Source organism: Paracidovorax sp. MALMAid1276, from assembly GCF_049198005.1.
Taxonomy (GTDB): domain Bacteria; phylum Pseudomonadota; class Gammaproteobacteria; order Burkholderiales; family Burkholderiaceae_C; genus Acidovorax.
This window is the reverse complement of the sequence record NZ_JBMIRS010000018.1, coordinates 20,700-34,972: the sequence shown is the minus strand read 5'-3', so window position 1 is coordinate 34,972 and position 14,273 is coordinate 20,700. Positions and strand designations below refer to the sequence as shown.

Annotated in this window: 9 protein-coding genes; 2 read left to right on the top strand and 7 right to left on the bottom strand. The window is 70.6% G+C overall.

Features of this window, described 5'->3' with window-relative positions; all coding sequences use genetic code 11:
• Both ACOQFS_RS00430 and otnI read right to left on the bottom strand, forming a co-directional pair.
• Positions 1 to 1,469, bottom strand: a 1,469-nt coding sequence (locus ACOQFS_RS00430; protein ID WP_421561006.1) for a Cache 3/Cache 2 fusion domain-containing protein, incomplete at its 3' end; no start/stop codon positions are given.
• 212 nt (positions 1,470 to 1,681) lie between these two features.
• Positions 1,682 to 2,509 (bottom strand): 2-oxo-tetronate isomerase, encoded by an 828-nt coding sequence (gene otnI, locus ACOQFS_RS00425; protein WP_421561005.1) that lies wholly within the window; start codon positions 2,507 to 2,509, stop codon positions 1,682 to 1,684.
• A gap of 178 nt (positions 2,510 to 2,687) precedes the next feature.
• On the opposite strand from otnI, the gene ACOQFS_RS00420 reads away from it, so the two are divergent.
• Positions 2,688 to 3,143: a MerR family transcriptional regulator gene (locus tag ACOQFS_RS00420; RefSeq protein ID WP_421561004.1), complete on the top strand. Its 456-nt coding sequence runs from the start codon at positions 2,688 to 2,690 to the stop codon at positions 3,141 to 3,143.
• A 133-nt stretch (positions 3,144 to 3,276) separates the two neighbouring features.
• On the top strand, positions 3,277 to 3,876 hold the full coding sequence (locus tag ACOQFS_RS00415) for an NAD(P)H-dependent oxidoreductase (RefSeq protein WP_421561011.1): 600 nt from the start codon (positions 3,277 to 3,279) through the stop codon (positions 3,874 to 3,876).
• Here the strand turns inward: ACOQFS_RS00415 and ACOQFS_RS00410 are convergent.
• The 5 genes from ACOQFS_RS00410 to ACOQFS_RS00390 form a co-directional block, all read right to left on the bottom strand.
• The gene (locus ACOQFS_RS00410; RefSeq protein ID WP_421561003.1) at positions 3,848 to 4,990 is read right to left on the bottom strand and encodes a glycerophosphodiester phosphodiesterase; all 1,143 of its coding nucleotides are present in this window, start codon (positions 4,988 to 4,990) and stop codon (positions 3,848 to 3,850) included. The two genes, ACOQFS_RS00415 and ACOQFS_RS00410, sit on opposite strands and share 29 nt — an antisense overlap.
• A 371-nt stretch (positions 4,991 to 5,361) precedes the next feature.
• Positions 5,362 to 7,104 (bottom strand): FAD-dependent oxidoreductase, encoded by a 1,743-nt coding sequence (locus tag ACOQFS_RS00405; RefSeq protein ID WP_421561002.1) that lies wholly within the window; start codon positions 7,102 to 7,104, stop codon positions 5,362 to 5,364.
• A 367-nt stretch (positions 7,105 to 7,471) separates the two neighbouring features.
• Positions 7,472 to 8,560 (bottom strand): HD-GYP domain-containing protein, encoded by a 1,089-nt coding sequence (locus ACOQFS_RS00400; protein WP_421561001.1) that lies wholly within the window; start codon positions 8,558 to 8,560, stop codon positions 7,472 to 7,474.
• 5 nt (positions 8,561 to 8,565) lie between these two features.
• The gene (locus tag ACOQFS_RS00395) at positions 8,566 to 12,363 is read right to left on the bottom strand and encodes a PAS domain S-box protein (protein WP_421561000.1); all 3,798 of its coding nucleotides are present in this window, start codon (positions 12,361 to 12,363) and stop codon (positions 8,566 to 8,568) included.
• Between the two features lie 185 nt (positions 12,364 to 12,548).
• Positions 12,549 to 14,219 (bottom strand): polyamine aminopropyltransferase, encoded by a 1,671-nt coding sequence (locus tag ACOQFS_RS00390; protein ID WP_421560999.1) that lies wholly within the window; start codon positions 14,217 to 14,219, stop codon positions 12,549 to 12,551.
• Positions 14,220 to 14,273 lie beyond the last annotated feature (54 nt).

The following is a 14,273-nucleotide window of genomic DNA, read 5'->3' as shown; positions in this document are numbered from 1 at the left end:
ACGCCGATGATGTCGGCGATCTTGCGCGAGCTTTGGTTGATGTCGCCCATGGTGGTCACCACCTCGCCCACCACCTGCCCGCCGCGCGCGGCCACTTCGGCGGCGGTGCTGGCCAGCTGGTTGGCCTGGCGCGCCGCGTCGGCCGACTGGCGTACTGTGGCGGTGAGCTGCTCCATGCTCTGCGCCGTCTGCGCCAGGCTGCTGGCGGTGGCCTCGGTGCGGGCCGACAGGTCCTGGTTGCCGCTGGCGATCTCGGCGCTGGCGGTGGTGATGCTGTCGACGGCGTTGCGCACCTGCTGCAGCATCTGGGTGTAGCGCTGGCGCATGCCCTCGACCTCCTGCACCAGCGCGCCGATCTCGTCGCGCCGCGTGGTGCGGAAGGCTTCGGTCAGGTCGCCCTGTGCGACCAGGGTGATGGCCTGGGTCAGGTCCTTCAGCGGGCGGCTCACGCCGCGGCGCAGCATCACGAACAGGCCCACGGCCAGCAGCGCCACGGCCAGGGCCATCAGGCCCCAAACGGCCAGGGTGACGCGGCGCTGGCCGGCCATGGCCTCGCCATCGGCCACCTCGGCCACCACCCACCAGCCGCCGCTGGTCTTGCGCACCAGCGCCCAGGGGTCTTCGGCGCCCGCGCCCAGCACCGGCGCCGCCTCGCGCACGTAGCCGTCGGGCGAGGCTGCCAGTGCCTCGAAGAAGGGGCGCGCCTGCGGGTAGGCCTCCAGCACGCGTTTGCCGCGCGCCGTGGGGTGGTACACGAACACCGCCTTGTCGAGCGAGCTGCCCGGGTTGATCACGTAGGTGCCGCCACGCTCGAAGAACTTCGTCTGCGCCACCTGCTTTTGCAGCATGGCGTGGAACACGCTGATGTCGTTGCCGATGAACAGCAGCCCGATCACCTTGCCTGCGGCGTCCTTGGCCGGCAGGTAATGCCCCATGTAGGGCTTGCCGCCCACCACCGTGACGCCCGTGTAGGGCTCGCCCCGCGACACGGCCGCATGGGCCGGGTCGTCCTTGCCCAGCGGTGTGCCCTGCTGGCGCTCGCCCTTGTCGTTCTTGACCGAGGTGGTGATGCGCACGAAGTCGTCGCCCTTCTTGGCAAACACCGTGGCGATGCCGCCGGTTTCGTTGGCGAATTTGTCGACCGAGCCATAGTCCTCGTTGACCAGCGCGCCATAGCTGCGCAGCTCGCCCGTGGCCTCGTCGAGCTGCATGGTGGCCTCGAAGTAGCGCTGAAAACCCTTCATGGTCAGCTGCACCAGCTCGCGGTTGGTGTTGTCGGCGGCATCGAGCGACTGGGCCACGCTTTGCACCGTGGTGCCCACGCTGGCCACCACCTGCGCGCGGGTGCTGCGCTCGGTGAGCACGGCAATCGCCAGCCCCACCAGCACCAGCACCAGGGCCACCAGCCCAATGGCGGCCAGGGTGACCTGCCGCGCGACGGAACGGTTGTTGGCAAGGGATGCTGCCATGGGGAATGTCTCCTGCGGGTGAATGCGTGGGGCAACGCCGGCGGGCCGGGCGGCTCGGGCGGGGCGATGTGTCCTTGTTGAATCTACGGCCAGAGCCTTCCCGCATTCATTCGCGCATTCCCTTACGCAATTGCGCGGACTGGAGCCGCGCGGCAATTGCGCATAGGCAGTGCGGCGGCGGCTGTTGTTGCTGCTATTGCTGTTGCTGTTGCTCAGCGCGGCGGGGCCGCCGTGAGCGCGCGGTCGCGCCAGGCGAGGCCGGCCGACGTGCCGCCCGCCGGGCGGTATTCGCAGCCCACGAAGCCGCGGTAGCCCAGCGCGTCCAGCGTCTCGAACAGAAAGGGGTAGTTCAGCTCGCCCCGGTCGGGCTCGCTGCGCCCGGGCACGCCCGCGATCTGCACATGCGCCACGCGGCCGGTGGGCAGGTAGCGCTGCAGCTTGGTGGCCACGTCGCCCTCCACGATCTGGCAGTGGTACAGGTCCATCAGCACGCGCAGGTTGGCAGCGTCCACGGCGTCGAGCAGCTCATGGGCGTGGTCCTGCCGGTTCAGGAAGTAGCGGGGAACGTCGCGCAGGTTGATGGGCTCGATGACGATGGTGCGCCCGGCGCGGGCGGCCTCGTCGGCCGCCCAGCGCAGGTTGCCCGCGCACAGGGCCTTGAGCGACTCGCGCTCCACCCCGGGCGGTACGGTGCCGGCCAGCACGTGGATGTGCGGACAGCCCAGCGCCTCGGCATAGCGCAGCGCCTCGTGCACGCCCGCGCGGAACTCGGCCTCGCGCCCGGGCAGCGCCGCCGTGCCGCGCGCACCATCGTCCCAGGCAGTGGCCATGGCGGCGCGGTCTGCACCGCCCGCGGGGGCACTGATCAGCACCATGCGCAGGCCGTGGTCCGCCAGCCGCGCCGCCAGCTCGGCCGGTGCGTACCCATACGGAAACTGGCACTCCACCGCCGTGAACCGGTCGCGCGCGGCGGCGGCAAAGCGGTCCAGAAAGGGCAGCTCGGTGTACATCAGGCTCAGGTTGGCGGCAAACTGGGGCATGGCGGGCGCTGGCAGGGTGGCGTCGAAGCGGCGCAGCTTAGCGTGCGGGCGGCGCGGACGGCCGCTGGTGCATGCCTGCCGCGCCTAGAATATGCATAAAAATGCCTCTCAGCGCTTTATGCATAAGCCTTTGTAGCTATCAATTTTGTAGTATCATCTTCTTCAGGAGCTTTTCTTCATGCGCATCGGAGAACTCGCCCGCCGCACCGGCACCACGCCCAAGGCCATTCGCCTGTATGAAGCACGCGGCCTGATGGGCGCCGTGGCGCGCGCGGGCAGCTACCGCCACTATGGCGAGACCGACCTGGCGCGCGTGCTGCTGATTCGCCAGGCGCAGGCGCTGGGCTTTCGGCTGGCAGAGCTGGACGGCCTGCCCCGCATCGACAGCACGGCAGGCTGGGAGCGCATGGCCCAGCTGGTGGCCGGGCGCCGGGCCGCCGTGGCGCGCGAGCAGGCCCGCCTGGCGGCGCTGGACGCGCAGCTGGCCGCACTGGAGGCCGAGCTGCACACCTGCGACTCGCTGGCCGAGCCCGCCACGCCCGTGGCCTGCACGGCACCCGGCACGCTCGCGGCACCGCTGCCGCCCGCGCATTCCCCCCGGTATTCCACACGCCCATCGGCAGCGCGGGTCTGATCGCTTGACTCTGCCCCGTGGGGCAAGGTGAGCATGCCTCCATCAACAACTTCCGTGTGATGGAGATTCCGTGGCAAAGCAACACATCCTGGTCATCCTGGGCCACCCTGCGGCAGACAGCCTGTGCGCCGGCATGGCGCACGCCTATGCCGAGGGCGCCCGGCAGGCCGGTGCCGAGGTGCGCGTTCTGCACCTGGGCCAGCTCGCGTTCGACCCGCTGTTCCGGGGCTATGGCGCAGAGCAGCCGCTGGAGCCCGACCTGCTGGCCGCGCAGGCCGACATCCGCTGGGCCGACCATCTGGTGTGGGCCTACCCGCTCTGGTGGGGCGCCATGCCCGCGCTGCTCAAGGGCTTTGTCGACCGCACCTTCCTGCCCGGCTATGCGTTCAAGTACCGGCAGGGGTCATCGCGGTGGGACAAGCTGCTGGCGGGCCGGTCGGCCGAGCTGCTGGTGACCATGGACTCGCCGCCCTGGTACTTCCGCTGGGTCACGCGCATGCCGGGCCACCACCAGATGAAGAAGGCCATTCTCGAATACTGCGGCATCGGGCCCGTGCGGGTGCACAGCTTTGGGCCGGTGCACACCGCCAGCACCGGGCGGCTGGCGCAGTGGGTGGCGGCCGCCGGCCAGCTGGGTGCGCGGCAGGGCCGGCGCCCGCCGCCGGACCGCAGCGCGCGGCCCGTGGCAGCGCCCCCGGCTGCGGCTACTTCTTCGCCGACGACGCCGACATGAAGGCCGACACCGCCGCGCGGCCCACAGCCGGGTCGTCGGTGAAGAAGCCGTCGATGCCCGCACGCAGGTAGGCCGTGATCTCCGCCACGCTGTCGCCGCGCACCGTGCCGTCGGTGACCGGGGCCTTCTTCAGGCCTGCGGGCAAAAAGGCGTTCTCGGGCCGCAGCGTCCAGATGTGCACGCCCAGGCCCTCGGCGCGGGCGCGCGCCACCAGCGCCGCGGGTTCGCCGGGCAGGCCGTCCTTGACCGGCACCACCAGCGTCTTGAACGGGCCGATGGCATTGGCGTAGGTGGCCACCTGTTTCAGGCCTTCGGGCGTGATCAGGTCGGCATAGCCGCGCATGTTGGCTGCGCCCTGGGCCACAAAGTCAAACGGCCGGCCCGAGGGCGCCACCAGCTGCACCAGGCGCACGCTGCTGAGCTTGCGGATCGCCTGCAGGTTGCCGACCTCGAAGGACTGCACGAACACCGGCGCATCCCGGTGGTTCCAGCCGTTCTTCTCCAGCACGGCCAAAAGCGGCGCCTCCAGCGGCAGGCCGATGGACTGGAAGTAGGTGGGGTGTTTGGTCTCGGGGTAGATGCCGATGGTCCTGCCCGACTTGGCGCTGGCCGCCTTGGCCAGGTCGATCACCTCCTGCAAGGTGGGTACCTCGAACTGCCCGTTGAACGCCACATTGGCCGGGCGCTGCGCCGGAATGCGCTCGCGCGCCCGCAGGGTCTTGAGCTCGGCCAGCGTGAAGTCTTCGGTGAACCAGCCGGTGAGGGCCTTGCCGTCGATGGTCTTGGTGGTCTTGCGGGCCGCGAACTCGGGCCGGTCGGCCACATCGGTGGTGGCTTCCCTCACCGTGCCGTCGGCATTCAGGATGGCGATGGCGTTCTCGTGCCGCGCCACCAGCACACCGTCGCGCGTGATGACCAGGTCGGGCTCGATGATGTCGGCGCCATCGTCGATGGCCTGCTGGTAGGCCGCCAGCGTGTGTTCGGGCCGGAGCGCCGAGGCGCCCCGGTGCGCGATCACGGTGGGGGTGGGCGGCCAGGCCTGGGCCACGGCGCCCAGCGCCCAGGTCGTGAGCAGCGCGGCAGCGGTGATGGCGCGCAGTGCAATGCGTTTCATGCGGGTCTCCTCCATGCGGAGCCCGCACCTTAGCCGATGCGGTTGACAGCGGTGTGTCGCGAGGAGGCCCAGGGATCCTCTGCACGAATCGAGCGGCAAGTGGGCGCTGCGGATCGGGATGGGCTGCAAGACGCAAAACGCAGCAGTAGCCGTAGCTGTTGCGAGTATTTGCAACCCCGCAGACCGCCCGAGGCCGCAGATGCACACGGCGCGGTGATTCGTGCAGAGGGTCCCCAGGAGTGTGCGAAGGCCGCAGGGCCGCTGCCATGGGCCAGTGTTTCGCCACACCAGAACCCCCGGTCTGACATGGGCTCCCTGCGGGAGCCCTTTTTCATGGTGCACCGGCTTCTTGCCTGAGGCCGCGCGCGGCGTCAGCCCGCCGCCACCAGCCCCGCGCCGTGGCCGCGCGTGAAGGCTTCTTCAAACACCGAGTAGCCCGACCAGTCACTGTGCGCAAACGCGAGGCGCGCCGTGGCGGGGGTGGGTATCCATGGCGTGCGCTCTCCATTTGATAGCTGCCTGCGCTTGCCAGACAAGCGCTGGAGGCCAATTTGGCTTAAAAAATCCTGCAGGCCCGGCACCGGCACGGCCATGGCGTGGCCGTAGCGGGTGATCCGCACCTCGGTGGCGCGCTGGCGCAGGTCCGGGTGGGGCACGGACAGGGCGGCCAGCGCGGCATCGGCCCAGTGCCGCCAGGGCCGGGTGGCCAGCTGCTCGCGCGCGCCGGGCACATCGCCCAGGGCCTGGTAGTAGGTCAGCACCGTGGGGCCGGCCAGCGTGGCTCGGGTGTCCAGCCGCTGGTGGCCGGCGTCCACATAGCCCAGGCCGCCGGGGGTGGGGTCGGCATAGAGCACGTTGTCCCACGCGGGGGCGGCGCCGGGGCGGTCGGCCAGCGGGCTGTCGATGTGGATGTTGGCCACCAGCCAGGGCGCCCACTGCAGGCGCTGCGCCGCGCCCGCGAGAAAGGCCGGCGGGTTGACCACCACGCGCGCGGCCACCAGCACCGGCAGCGCGACCACGCAGCGCGGCGCCTGCCAGCGCTCCACGTTGCCCGTGGCGTGGTTGAAGGCATCCACGTCCACGCCGTGGCGGCCCTCGGCAATGCGCAGCACGCTGGTGGCGGCCTGCAGCTGGCCGCCGCCGCGCGCGCGGGTGAGCAGCGGTGCGGCCAGGCGCTGGGTGATCCAGCCGTTGCCCTCGGGCCAGGTGAGCACGCTGTCGCGCGAATCGTCCACCACCTCGCCCGGCGCATGAAAGCCGTGGCGGCTGGCGAAGTAGTGCACGCCCGCCCAGGCCGACACGCGCGCCGCGCCTGCGCCGAAATCGTCGCGGCAGCAGTAGTCGAGGTACCAGCGCAGGTGGGCGTCGTCCAGCCCGTGCTGCACCAGCCAAGACTCAAAAGTCATAGCATCCAGCGCTTGATGGGAAAGCGCTAGCGGCTGTTTTTGCCGCCAATTCTTGAGTGCAGGCATGGCAAACGGCGCCGCCGCGCCTGCCGCCTGCACCGCGCGCGCAAAGCGGCGGTACTGCGCCAGCGTGGCCTCGCCCACGCCCTGCACGGGCAGCAGGCCTTCCTGCCACTCGCCGTCAAAGAACAGCCGCTCCTGCGGGCTGTGGCACAGGTGGCGCCCGCCGTCGCCGCCGTATTGCCAGCGGCCGGCCACCCGCTGGCGCAGGCCCAGCTCTTCGAGCAGGTCCTGCACCTCGGGCGCGCCGTCGCCGGGCACAGGCAGGTAGTGCGCGCCCAGCGGGCAGGTGATGCCGGCCACGCTGCCGCCCCGGCTGTTGCCCCCGGCGGCGTCTTCCAGCTCCAGCAGCGCAAAGTCGTGCACGCCCGCCAGCCGCAGCGAACGCGCCGCCGCCAGCCCCGCCACGCCTCCGCCCGCGATGACAACCTGCGCGCGCCGCACCACGGCGGGCGCGGGCAGGCGGCCGGTGCGCAGCAGGTCGCGCAGGTGGTGGCCACGCACCATGTCGATGCCCGCAAAGCCCCCGTCAAGCGCGCGGACCGGCGGCTCGCACCCCGCCAGCAGCGGGCCGCCCAGCGCGGCAGCACCGGCCTGCAGCAGGCTGCGGCGCGACAGGGTGGGTGGGCGGGGCGAGGATGCGGCCATGGGGCGCCTACTCTAAGGCACGGCAAGGCAAAGCCGTATCAGTTTCTATGTCGCCGCCCTGGCACCCACCGCACGTGAAGCGGGCACGGCCCATGCCCAGGCCCATGCAGCCCGTCGAGCCGGCACCGTAGAGTTTTAAATACCCGTTCGGGCTGAGCTTGTCGAAGCCTTGCGCGGCGCTTCGACAAGCTCAGCGTGAACGGTTCACGTGGATGCATGCCCCGCTCTCAGAACACTCAGCGCTGCGAGAGCGGGGGGCTGAGGGCCGCGGCTCCGAGCCTGCCTGTGCAAGCTTGGACGGCCTGAAGAGCTGCCGCCCCTGGCGGCCAGCACCGAGGCGCGAAGCCGCACAGGGCGGTGTTCCAAGTCAATCTGGCCAGCGGCTCTGGATGTCCTGCAGCGCAGGCAGCTGCGCGATGAAGACCTCCACCATGGCCGGGTCGAAGTGCCGACCGGCCTGGTCGCGCAGGTGCGCGATGGTGTCGGCCAGGGACCAGGGCTCCTTGTACGGGCGGCGGGCGGACAGGGCGTCGAACACATCGGCCAGCGCCACGATGCGCGCCTCGGGCGGAATGGCCTCGCCGGCCAGGCCGTGGGGGTAGCCCGAGCCGTCCCACTTCTCATGGTGGAACAGCGCCACGGTGCGCGCCAGGCGCAGCACGCCCGAGGGGTGCTCGCCGATGATCTCGGCGCCGATCTGGGGGTGGCGGCGCATCACGTCCCATTCTTCGGGCGTGAGCCGGCCGGGCTTGCGCAGGATGGCGTCGGGGATGCCGATCTTGCCCACGTCGTGCATGGGTGCCGCGTTGAGCAGGTCGTCGGCCCACGGCTCCGAATGGCCCAGCGCCAGCGCCAGCACCTTCGCAAAGTGGCTCATGCGGATGACGTGCATGCCGGTCTCGTTGTCCTTGAACTCCGCCGCGCGGCCCAGGCGCTGCACGATCTGCAGGCGGGTTTCGCGCAGCTCGTCCATGCGCACCAGCGACAAATGGTTGCGCACCCGCGCGCGCACCACGGGGGCGCTGATGGGCTTGGTGATGTAGTCCACCGCGCCCGCATCAAAGCCGCGCGTTTCCTCGGCCGCATCGGTGAGCGCGGTGACGAAGATCACGGGGATGCCCGCCGTCTCGCGCCCGGCCTTGAGCGCGGCGCACACGGCGTAGCCGTCCATGCCCGGCATCATCACGTCCAGCAGGATGAGCTCGGGCCTTTGCTGCTGCGCGATCTGCAGCGCGCGGGCGCCGTCGGTGGCAAACAGCAGGCGGTAGTCCTCCTGCAGCACGTGCCGCAGCACCTGCAGGTTGGTGGGCTCGTCGTCCACCAGCAGCAGGCGCGGGCGGTGGTCTTCGGGCGGCTGAACGGCGGGCGTTGCGGCAGTGGACGTTGCAGCGGCAGGCGTTGCTGCAGCAGCAGCGGCGGTGCCTGCCACGGGGCTTTCAGGGTGGGGTGGGGCCATCGTCGTCAGTGTTCCGTGGGCGCCGGCATCTGGCCGATGTGGGCCTGCAGGGCCCGCACGGCGCCCTGTGCGTCGTCAAAGTCAAACCGGTCCAGCGCCTCGCGCAGGCCGTTCAGGCTGGTGGCGGGCAGGTGCTGTTCGAGCACGCCCAGCGGGCCGTCGGGCAGCTCGCCCGTGGCCAGCGCCCGGGCCATGGCATCCAGCGCGGCCAGCACCTGCGCGCGCGCACCGGCGCTCATGGGCGCGGGCGCCGAGGCTGCCGTGGCGGGCACGGCATCGGGTGCGTCCAGGCTGCCCAGGGCCAGCTGCACCTGGTGCAGCGCGGCGGCCAGCTCGTCGACCAGCACGGGCCGCGCGGCCGCATGCGCCGGGTGGGCAGCGGCGGCTTCCAGCCGCTCGGCCAGCCGCTGCACGGTGGCCAGCGCCAGGTTGGCGGCGGCCCCGCGCAGGCGGTGGGCGGCCGCCGCCAGCGCCTCGGTGTCGCCCGCGGCCACGGCGGCGCGCAGCGCGTCCAGCGTGGTGTCCGCGTCCTGCAGAAAACGGGCGATGGCTTCGCGCAGGTAGCGGGCCTGCGTCCACAGGCGCACGCCGCGCTCCCAGTCGATGGCGGGCCGCTCGTGCGTGGCGCTGCGCGCCTGCGCTGCGTCGGCCCCGAGCGGCGCGGCGTCGGTGGCCAGCGGCACCGAGCCGGTGATGGGCAGCGCATCGTCCGCCAGGCCCCGCAGCCCGATCACGCGCGCGATTTCGCCCATGAGCCGCAGCGGCTCGATGGGCTTGCTGGCAAAGCCGTCCATGCCGGCGGCGCGCGCGTTGCGCCGGTCGCGTTCGAGCACGCTGGCCGACAGCGCCACGATGGCCACGGGCTTGCTGCGCTGCTGCGCCTGCTCGAAGTTGCGCAGGTGGCGCGTGGCCTCCAGGCCGTCCATGTCGGGCATCTGCAGGTCCATCAGCACCAGGTCGAAACGCTCGTGCTCGAAGGCCTTCACCGCATCGGCGCCGCTGTGCGCCAGCACCACCTTGTGGCCGCCGCGCTGCAGCGTGATGTCCAGCAGCTCCAGGTTGGCGGGCACGTCGTCCACGGCGAGCACGCGCAGCGGCGGCAGCGCCATGCGCGGGCGCGTGCGCCCGCCGGCGGCCGGCGTGGCGCCAGCGTCCGGGCCGGTGGCGGTGGGCAGGGGCAGGTGCACGCTGAAGGTGCTGCCGTGGCCCACCTGGCTGGCCACCGCAATGTGGCCGCCCATCAGCTCGGTCAGCTGGCGGGCGATGGTGGTGCCCAGGCCCGTGCCGCCGTAGCGGCGTGTGGTGGAGGCGTCGGCCTGCGAGAACGGGTCGAAGATGCGCTGCAGCCCGGCCGCGTCGATGCCGATGCCGGTATCGATCACGTCGAACAGCAGATCGCCGCTGGTGCCCGAGACGCGCAGGGTGATGCGGCCCTCGTGCGTGAACTTGATCGCATTGCCGATGAGGTTGAGCAGCACCTGCTGGATGCGGAACGCGTCGCCCTGCCAGAACTCGGCCACCGTGGGCGCATAGTCCAGCGCCAGCGTCAGCCCCTTCTTGGCGGCGTTGATGCGCAGCGAGGCGAGGATCTGGTCGCACAGCTCGCGCAGGCTGAAGGGCTCGATCTCCAGCTCCACGGCGCCTTTTTCCAGCTTGGCCGTGTCCAGGATGTCGTTGAGCAGCCGCAGCATGGAGCGCGCCGCATGGTGCACGGTGCCCAGGTGGCGGCGCTGGGTGCTCTCCAGCGGCGATTCGAGCAGCGCCTCGGTGAAGCCGATGATGGCGTTCATGGGCGTGCGGATCTCGTGGCTCATGTTGGCCAGGAAGGTGCTGCGCGCGGCAGCGGCCTGTTCGGCCCGGTCCTTGGCGGTGCGCAGGTCGCGCTCCATGGCGCGGCGCTGGCTCAGGTCGGTGGCGAACTTCATGATCTTCACCACCTTGCCGTCGGCGTCGAGGATGGGGTTGTAGGTGGCGTGCAGCCACACCTTGCGGCCGTCCTTGCCCACACGCTCGAATTCGCCCGCGATGAACTCGCCCCGCCCCAGCTGGCGCCAGAAGGTGGCGTAGTCGTCGCTCTGCACAAAGTCGGGCCCGCAGAACAGGGCATGGGGCTGCCCGATGATTTCGTCGAGTGTGTAGCCCGTGAGCGCCAGAAAGTTGGGGTTGGCCGCGACCACACGCCCGAGCAGATCGAACTCCACCGTGGCCTGCGACCGGCCGATGGCCTGCACGATGCCTTCGAATTCGGCGTTGCGCGCCTTGCTGTCGGTCACATCCAGGATGACGCCGTCGATCCAGCGCACGCTGCCGTCCGCATCGGGCACGCCGCGGCCGTTTTCGGACATCCAGCGCGTGTGGCCGTCGCGTGTGGTGATGCGGTATTCGACGTGATAGGGCCGCGCGTGCCGCAGCGCGTGCTCCACATCCAGCGCAATGTGGGCGGCGTCGTCGGGGTGGATGATGTCGCCGAAGTGGATGCGGCCGGCCACGAAATCGTCGGCCGTCCAGCCCGTGAGGTGCACCACGGCGTCGCTGATGAACAGCATGGGCCAGCTGCCCCCGTTGAGGCACCTGAAGGCCACGCCGGGCAGGTTGCCCACCAGCGACCGCAGCTGCTCTTCGCCCTGGCGGCGCTCGCGCTCCAGCGCCCGGCGTTCGGTGAGGTCGGTCAGAAAGCCCACGAACAGCGGCTCGCCCGGCTGCTCCACCCGGCCCACCGCCAGGCGGATCGGCACCAGCGTGCCGTCCTTGCGCACGGCGTCCACCTCGCGGCCCGCGCCGATGATCTTGGCCACGCCGGTGGCGATGTGGTTGCGCAGGTAGCTGTCATGCGCGTCGCGGTGGGGCTGGGGCATGAGCATGCGGATGTTCTGGCCCAGCACCTCCTGCGCGCTCCAGCCCAGCAGCCGCTGCGCCGCGCCGTTGAACAGCCGCACGGTGCCGCGCGCATCGATGATGACGATGCCGTCCACGGCCGTGTCCACCAGTGCGCTCAGGCGCGAGGCGGTGGCGCGGCTTTCGCGCAGCAGCTGGCTGAAGCGGATGGTCACGTTCACACCCGTGATGACACCGCCCATCGCCAGCGTCACCAGGGCAATGCCCAGAGCGAGGTAGCCCGCGTGCGCGCTGGTGCCCGTGGCCTCGGCCGCCGGCGCCACCACGCGCACGGCCGCCATGGCGATGTAGTGCATGCCCGCGATCGCAAGGCCCATCACCGCACCACCGAGCGATGCCGCGACCCAGCGGGACAGCCGGTCCACGCGCGCCAGGCGGAAATGCACCCACAGCGCCAGGCAGGCGACCGACACCGCAAACACCAACGACGCCAGGAAGCCCGCCACGTCGTAGCGCATCACGGGCGCGAACTGCGAGGCCGCCATGCCCGAGTAGTGCATCACCCCGATGCCCGCGCCCACCAGCGCCCCGCTGATGAGCAGCGACCGGCCCGTGACCCGCGCCTGCGCCAGCACGTTGAGCGCCACCCAGGACGCCAGCAGGCTGGGAATGACCGAGCCCATGGTGATCCACGGATTGAAGTCGCCCGAGGCACACAGCGGAAACGCCAGCATGCCCACGAAATGCATGGACCAGACACCGCCGCCCAGCGCCACCGAGCCCGACAGGATGATCAGGCGGCGCGAGGACGCATCGTCGGCGCGCTGCGCCATGCCCGCCAGGTGCAGCGCCATGATGGAGGTGGCAATGGCCACGGCCACCGAGACAGCCACGAGCCAGGGGTCATGGCTCCAGTAGACGTCGAGTGCAAGCTGTTCGGCACCGACAAGAAAGAACCGGTCGATCATCTGCAGAGTATGTAAGCAATGGTGTCCATTGTGCCGAACCTGCGGAAGTGACTTTGTTACCGAACGGGCACGGGGACGCGAGGCCTGCGCACGCCGCCGGGTGGGGGACTGGCGAGGCCGTACTCACACCATCACGCGCTGACCCTGTGCCAATGGCAGGGTTCAGACGCTGTGAACCGCTTCTCTCAATGGTGGGTGCGTCCCCACTCACGCTCGTAGGTGTGCACCAGCGCCTGGTTGGACAGGCGGTTCACCTCGCCCGGCACGCGCGCCATATCGAGCGGAAAGTCGAACAGCAGCGGCAGCGAGTCGGCGCCCAGAAAGCGCAGGCCCGGCGGCAACGCCGTGGGCAGGCGCCAGGGCCTGCGGCTGGCGATGATGAAGCCCCACTCGCCAAAGCTGGGCACGTGGGCGTGGTAGGGCGCGGTAGCCAGCCCCACCGACTCGATGGTCTGCACCACCGTCCAGTAGCTCTGGCGGGCCACCAGCGGCGAGGTCGTCTGCACCACCGCGTATCCGCTGGCGGCCAGGCGCCGGTCGAGCAGGGCATAGAAGCTGTTGGTGTAGAGCTTGCCGATGGAGAAGTTGGTGGGGTCCGGGAAGTCCACCACGATGACATCGAAAACCTCTGACGCCCCCACGCTCCCCGCTTCGCGTGGTTCGCTGCCCCCATCTGGGGAAGGGGCCCCGGCACCACCGGTGCGTGGGGCCTTCGCGCCTTCGGGCGGCCGGGCGGCGCTCACGCTGCCCTGCTGCAGCCAGCCAAAGGCGTCGGTGTTGACGATCTTCACCTTCGGGTTCAGCAGGGCGTTGTCGTTCAGCCTCGCGAGCATGGGGTTGTTGCGGAAGATGTCGGTCATGGCCGGGTCCAGCTCCACCAGCGTGACCGATTCCACCGCCGGGTGTTTGAGGATCTCGCGCACCGCCATGCCGTCGCCCCCGCCCAGCACCGCCACCTTCTTCGGCGCGCCGTGGGCGGCCATCGCGGGGTGCACCAGCGCCTCGTGGTAGCGGTACTCGTCGGCCTCGGCAAACTGCAGGTTGCCGTTGAGGTACAGCCGGTGTCCCGCGCGGCCCTGCGTGACCACGATGCGCTGGTAGGGCGACGCGGTGCTGAACACGATGCGGTCCTGGTAGAACTTGTCCTCGGCAAAGCTGGTGATCTGCTCGGCCCCGGCCAGCGCCGCCAGCAGAATGCCCAGCACCATCACGCAGGCCGCCACATGCGCCTTCACGCGCCGCAGCTCGTGCCGGAACAGCCACACCGCCCACACCGCCACCGCCGCGTTCATCACGCCAAACAGCAGCCCCGTGCGGATGAGCCCCAGGTGCGGCACCAACAGCAGCGGAAACGCCATCGACACCGCGAGCGCGCCCAGGTAGTCGAACGTGAGGACCTGCGAGACCAGGTCCTTGAGCGCCACATTGCGCTTCAGGATGCGCATCACCAGCGGAATCTCCAGCCCCACCAGCGTGCCCACCATCAGCACCATGCCGTACAGCAGAAACCGGAACGCCCCCGGCGCATAGGCATTGGCCAGAAACAGCGTGGCCGGCAGCAGCCCGCCGATCAGCGCCACCAGCAGCTCGATGCGCAAAAAATGCGCAGGCAGCTGCCGCTCGAAGTAGCGCGACAGCCACGAGCCCACACCCATCGCAAACAGGTAGGTGCCGATGATGGTGCTGAACTGCAGCACCGAGTCGCCCAGCACATACGACGCCAGCGCGCCCGCCGCCAACTCGTACAGCAGGCCGCACGCGGCCACCACGAAGACGCTGATGAGCAGGGCGATTTCGATGGGGCGGGGGCCGGTGGGGGCGGCAAGGGCCTCGGGCGGGGAGGCGGACGGGGTCAAATCAGGTTCCAAGGCGGTCACCAGCGCATGCCGGAGGCAGGCGCTGCGTCATGC

Coding starts and splice junctions, on each gene's coding strand:
- ACOQFS_RS00395 (WP_421561000.1), bottom strand. CDS start 12,363: ATGATCGACCGGTTCTTTCTTGTCGGTGCCGAACAGCTTGCACTCGAC.
- ACOQFS_RS00420 (WP_421561004.1), top strand. CDS start 2,688: ATGCGCATCGGAGAACTCGCCCGCCGCACCGGCACCACGCCCAAGGCC.
- ACOQFS_RS00415 (WP_421561011.1), top strand. CDS start 3,277: ATGGCGCACGCCTATGCCGAGGGCGCCCGGCAGGCCGGTGCCGAGGTG.
- otnI (WP_421561005.1), bottom strand. CDS start 2,509: ATGCCCCAGTTTGCCGCCAACCTGAGCCTGATGTACACCGAGCTGCCC.
- ACOQFS_RS00405 (WP_421561002.1), bottom strand. CDS start 7,104: ATGGCCGCATCCTCGCCCCGCCCACCCACCCTGTCGCGCCGCAGCCTG.
- ACOQFS_RS00410 (WP_421561003.1), bottom strand. CDS start 4,990: ATGAAACGCATTGCACTGCGCGCCATCACCGCTGCCGCGCTGCTCACG.
- ACOQFS_RS00400 (WP_421561001.1), bottom strand. CDS start 8,560: ATGGCCCCACCCCACCCTGAAAGCCCCGTGGCAGGCACCGCCGCTGCT.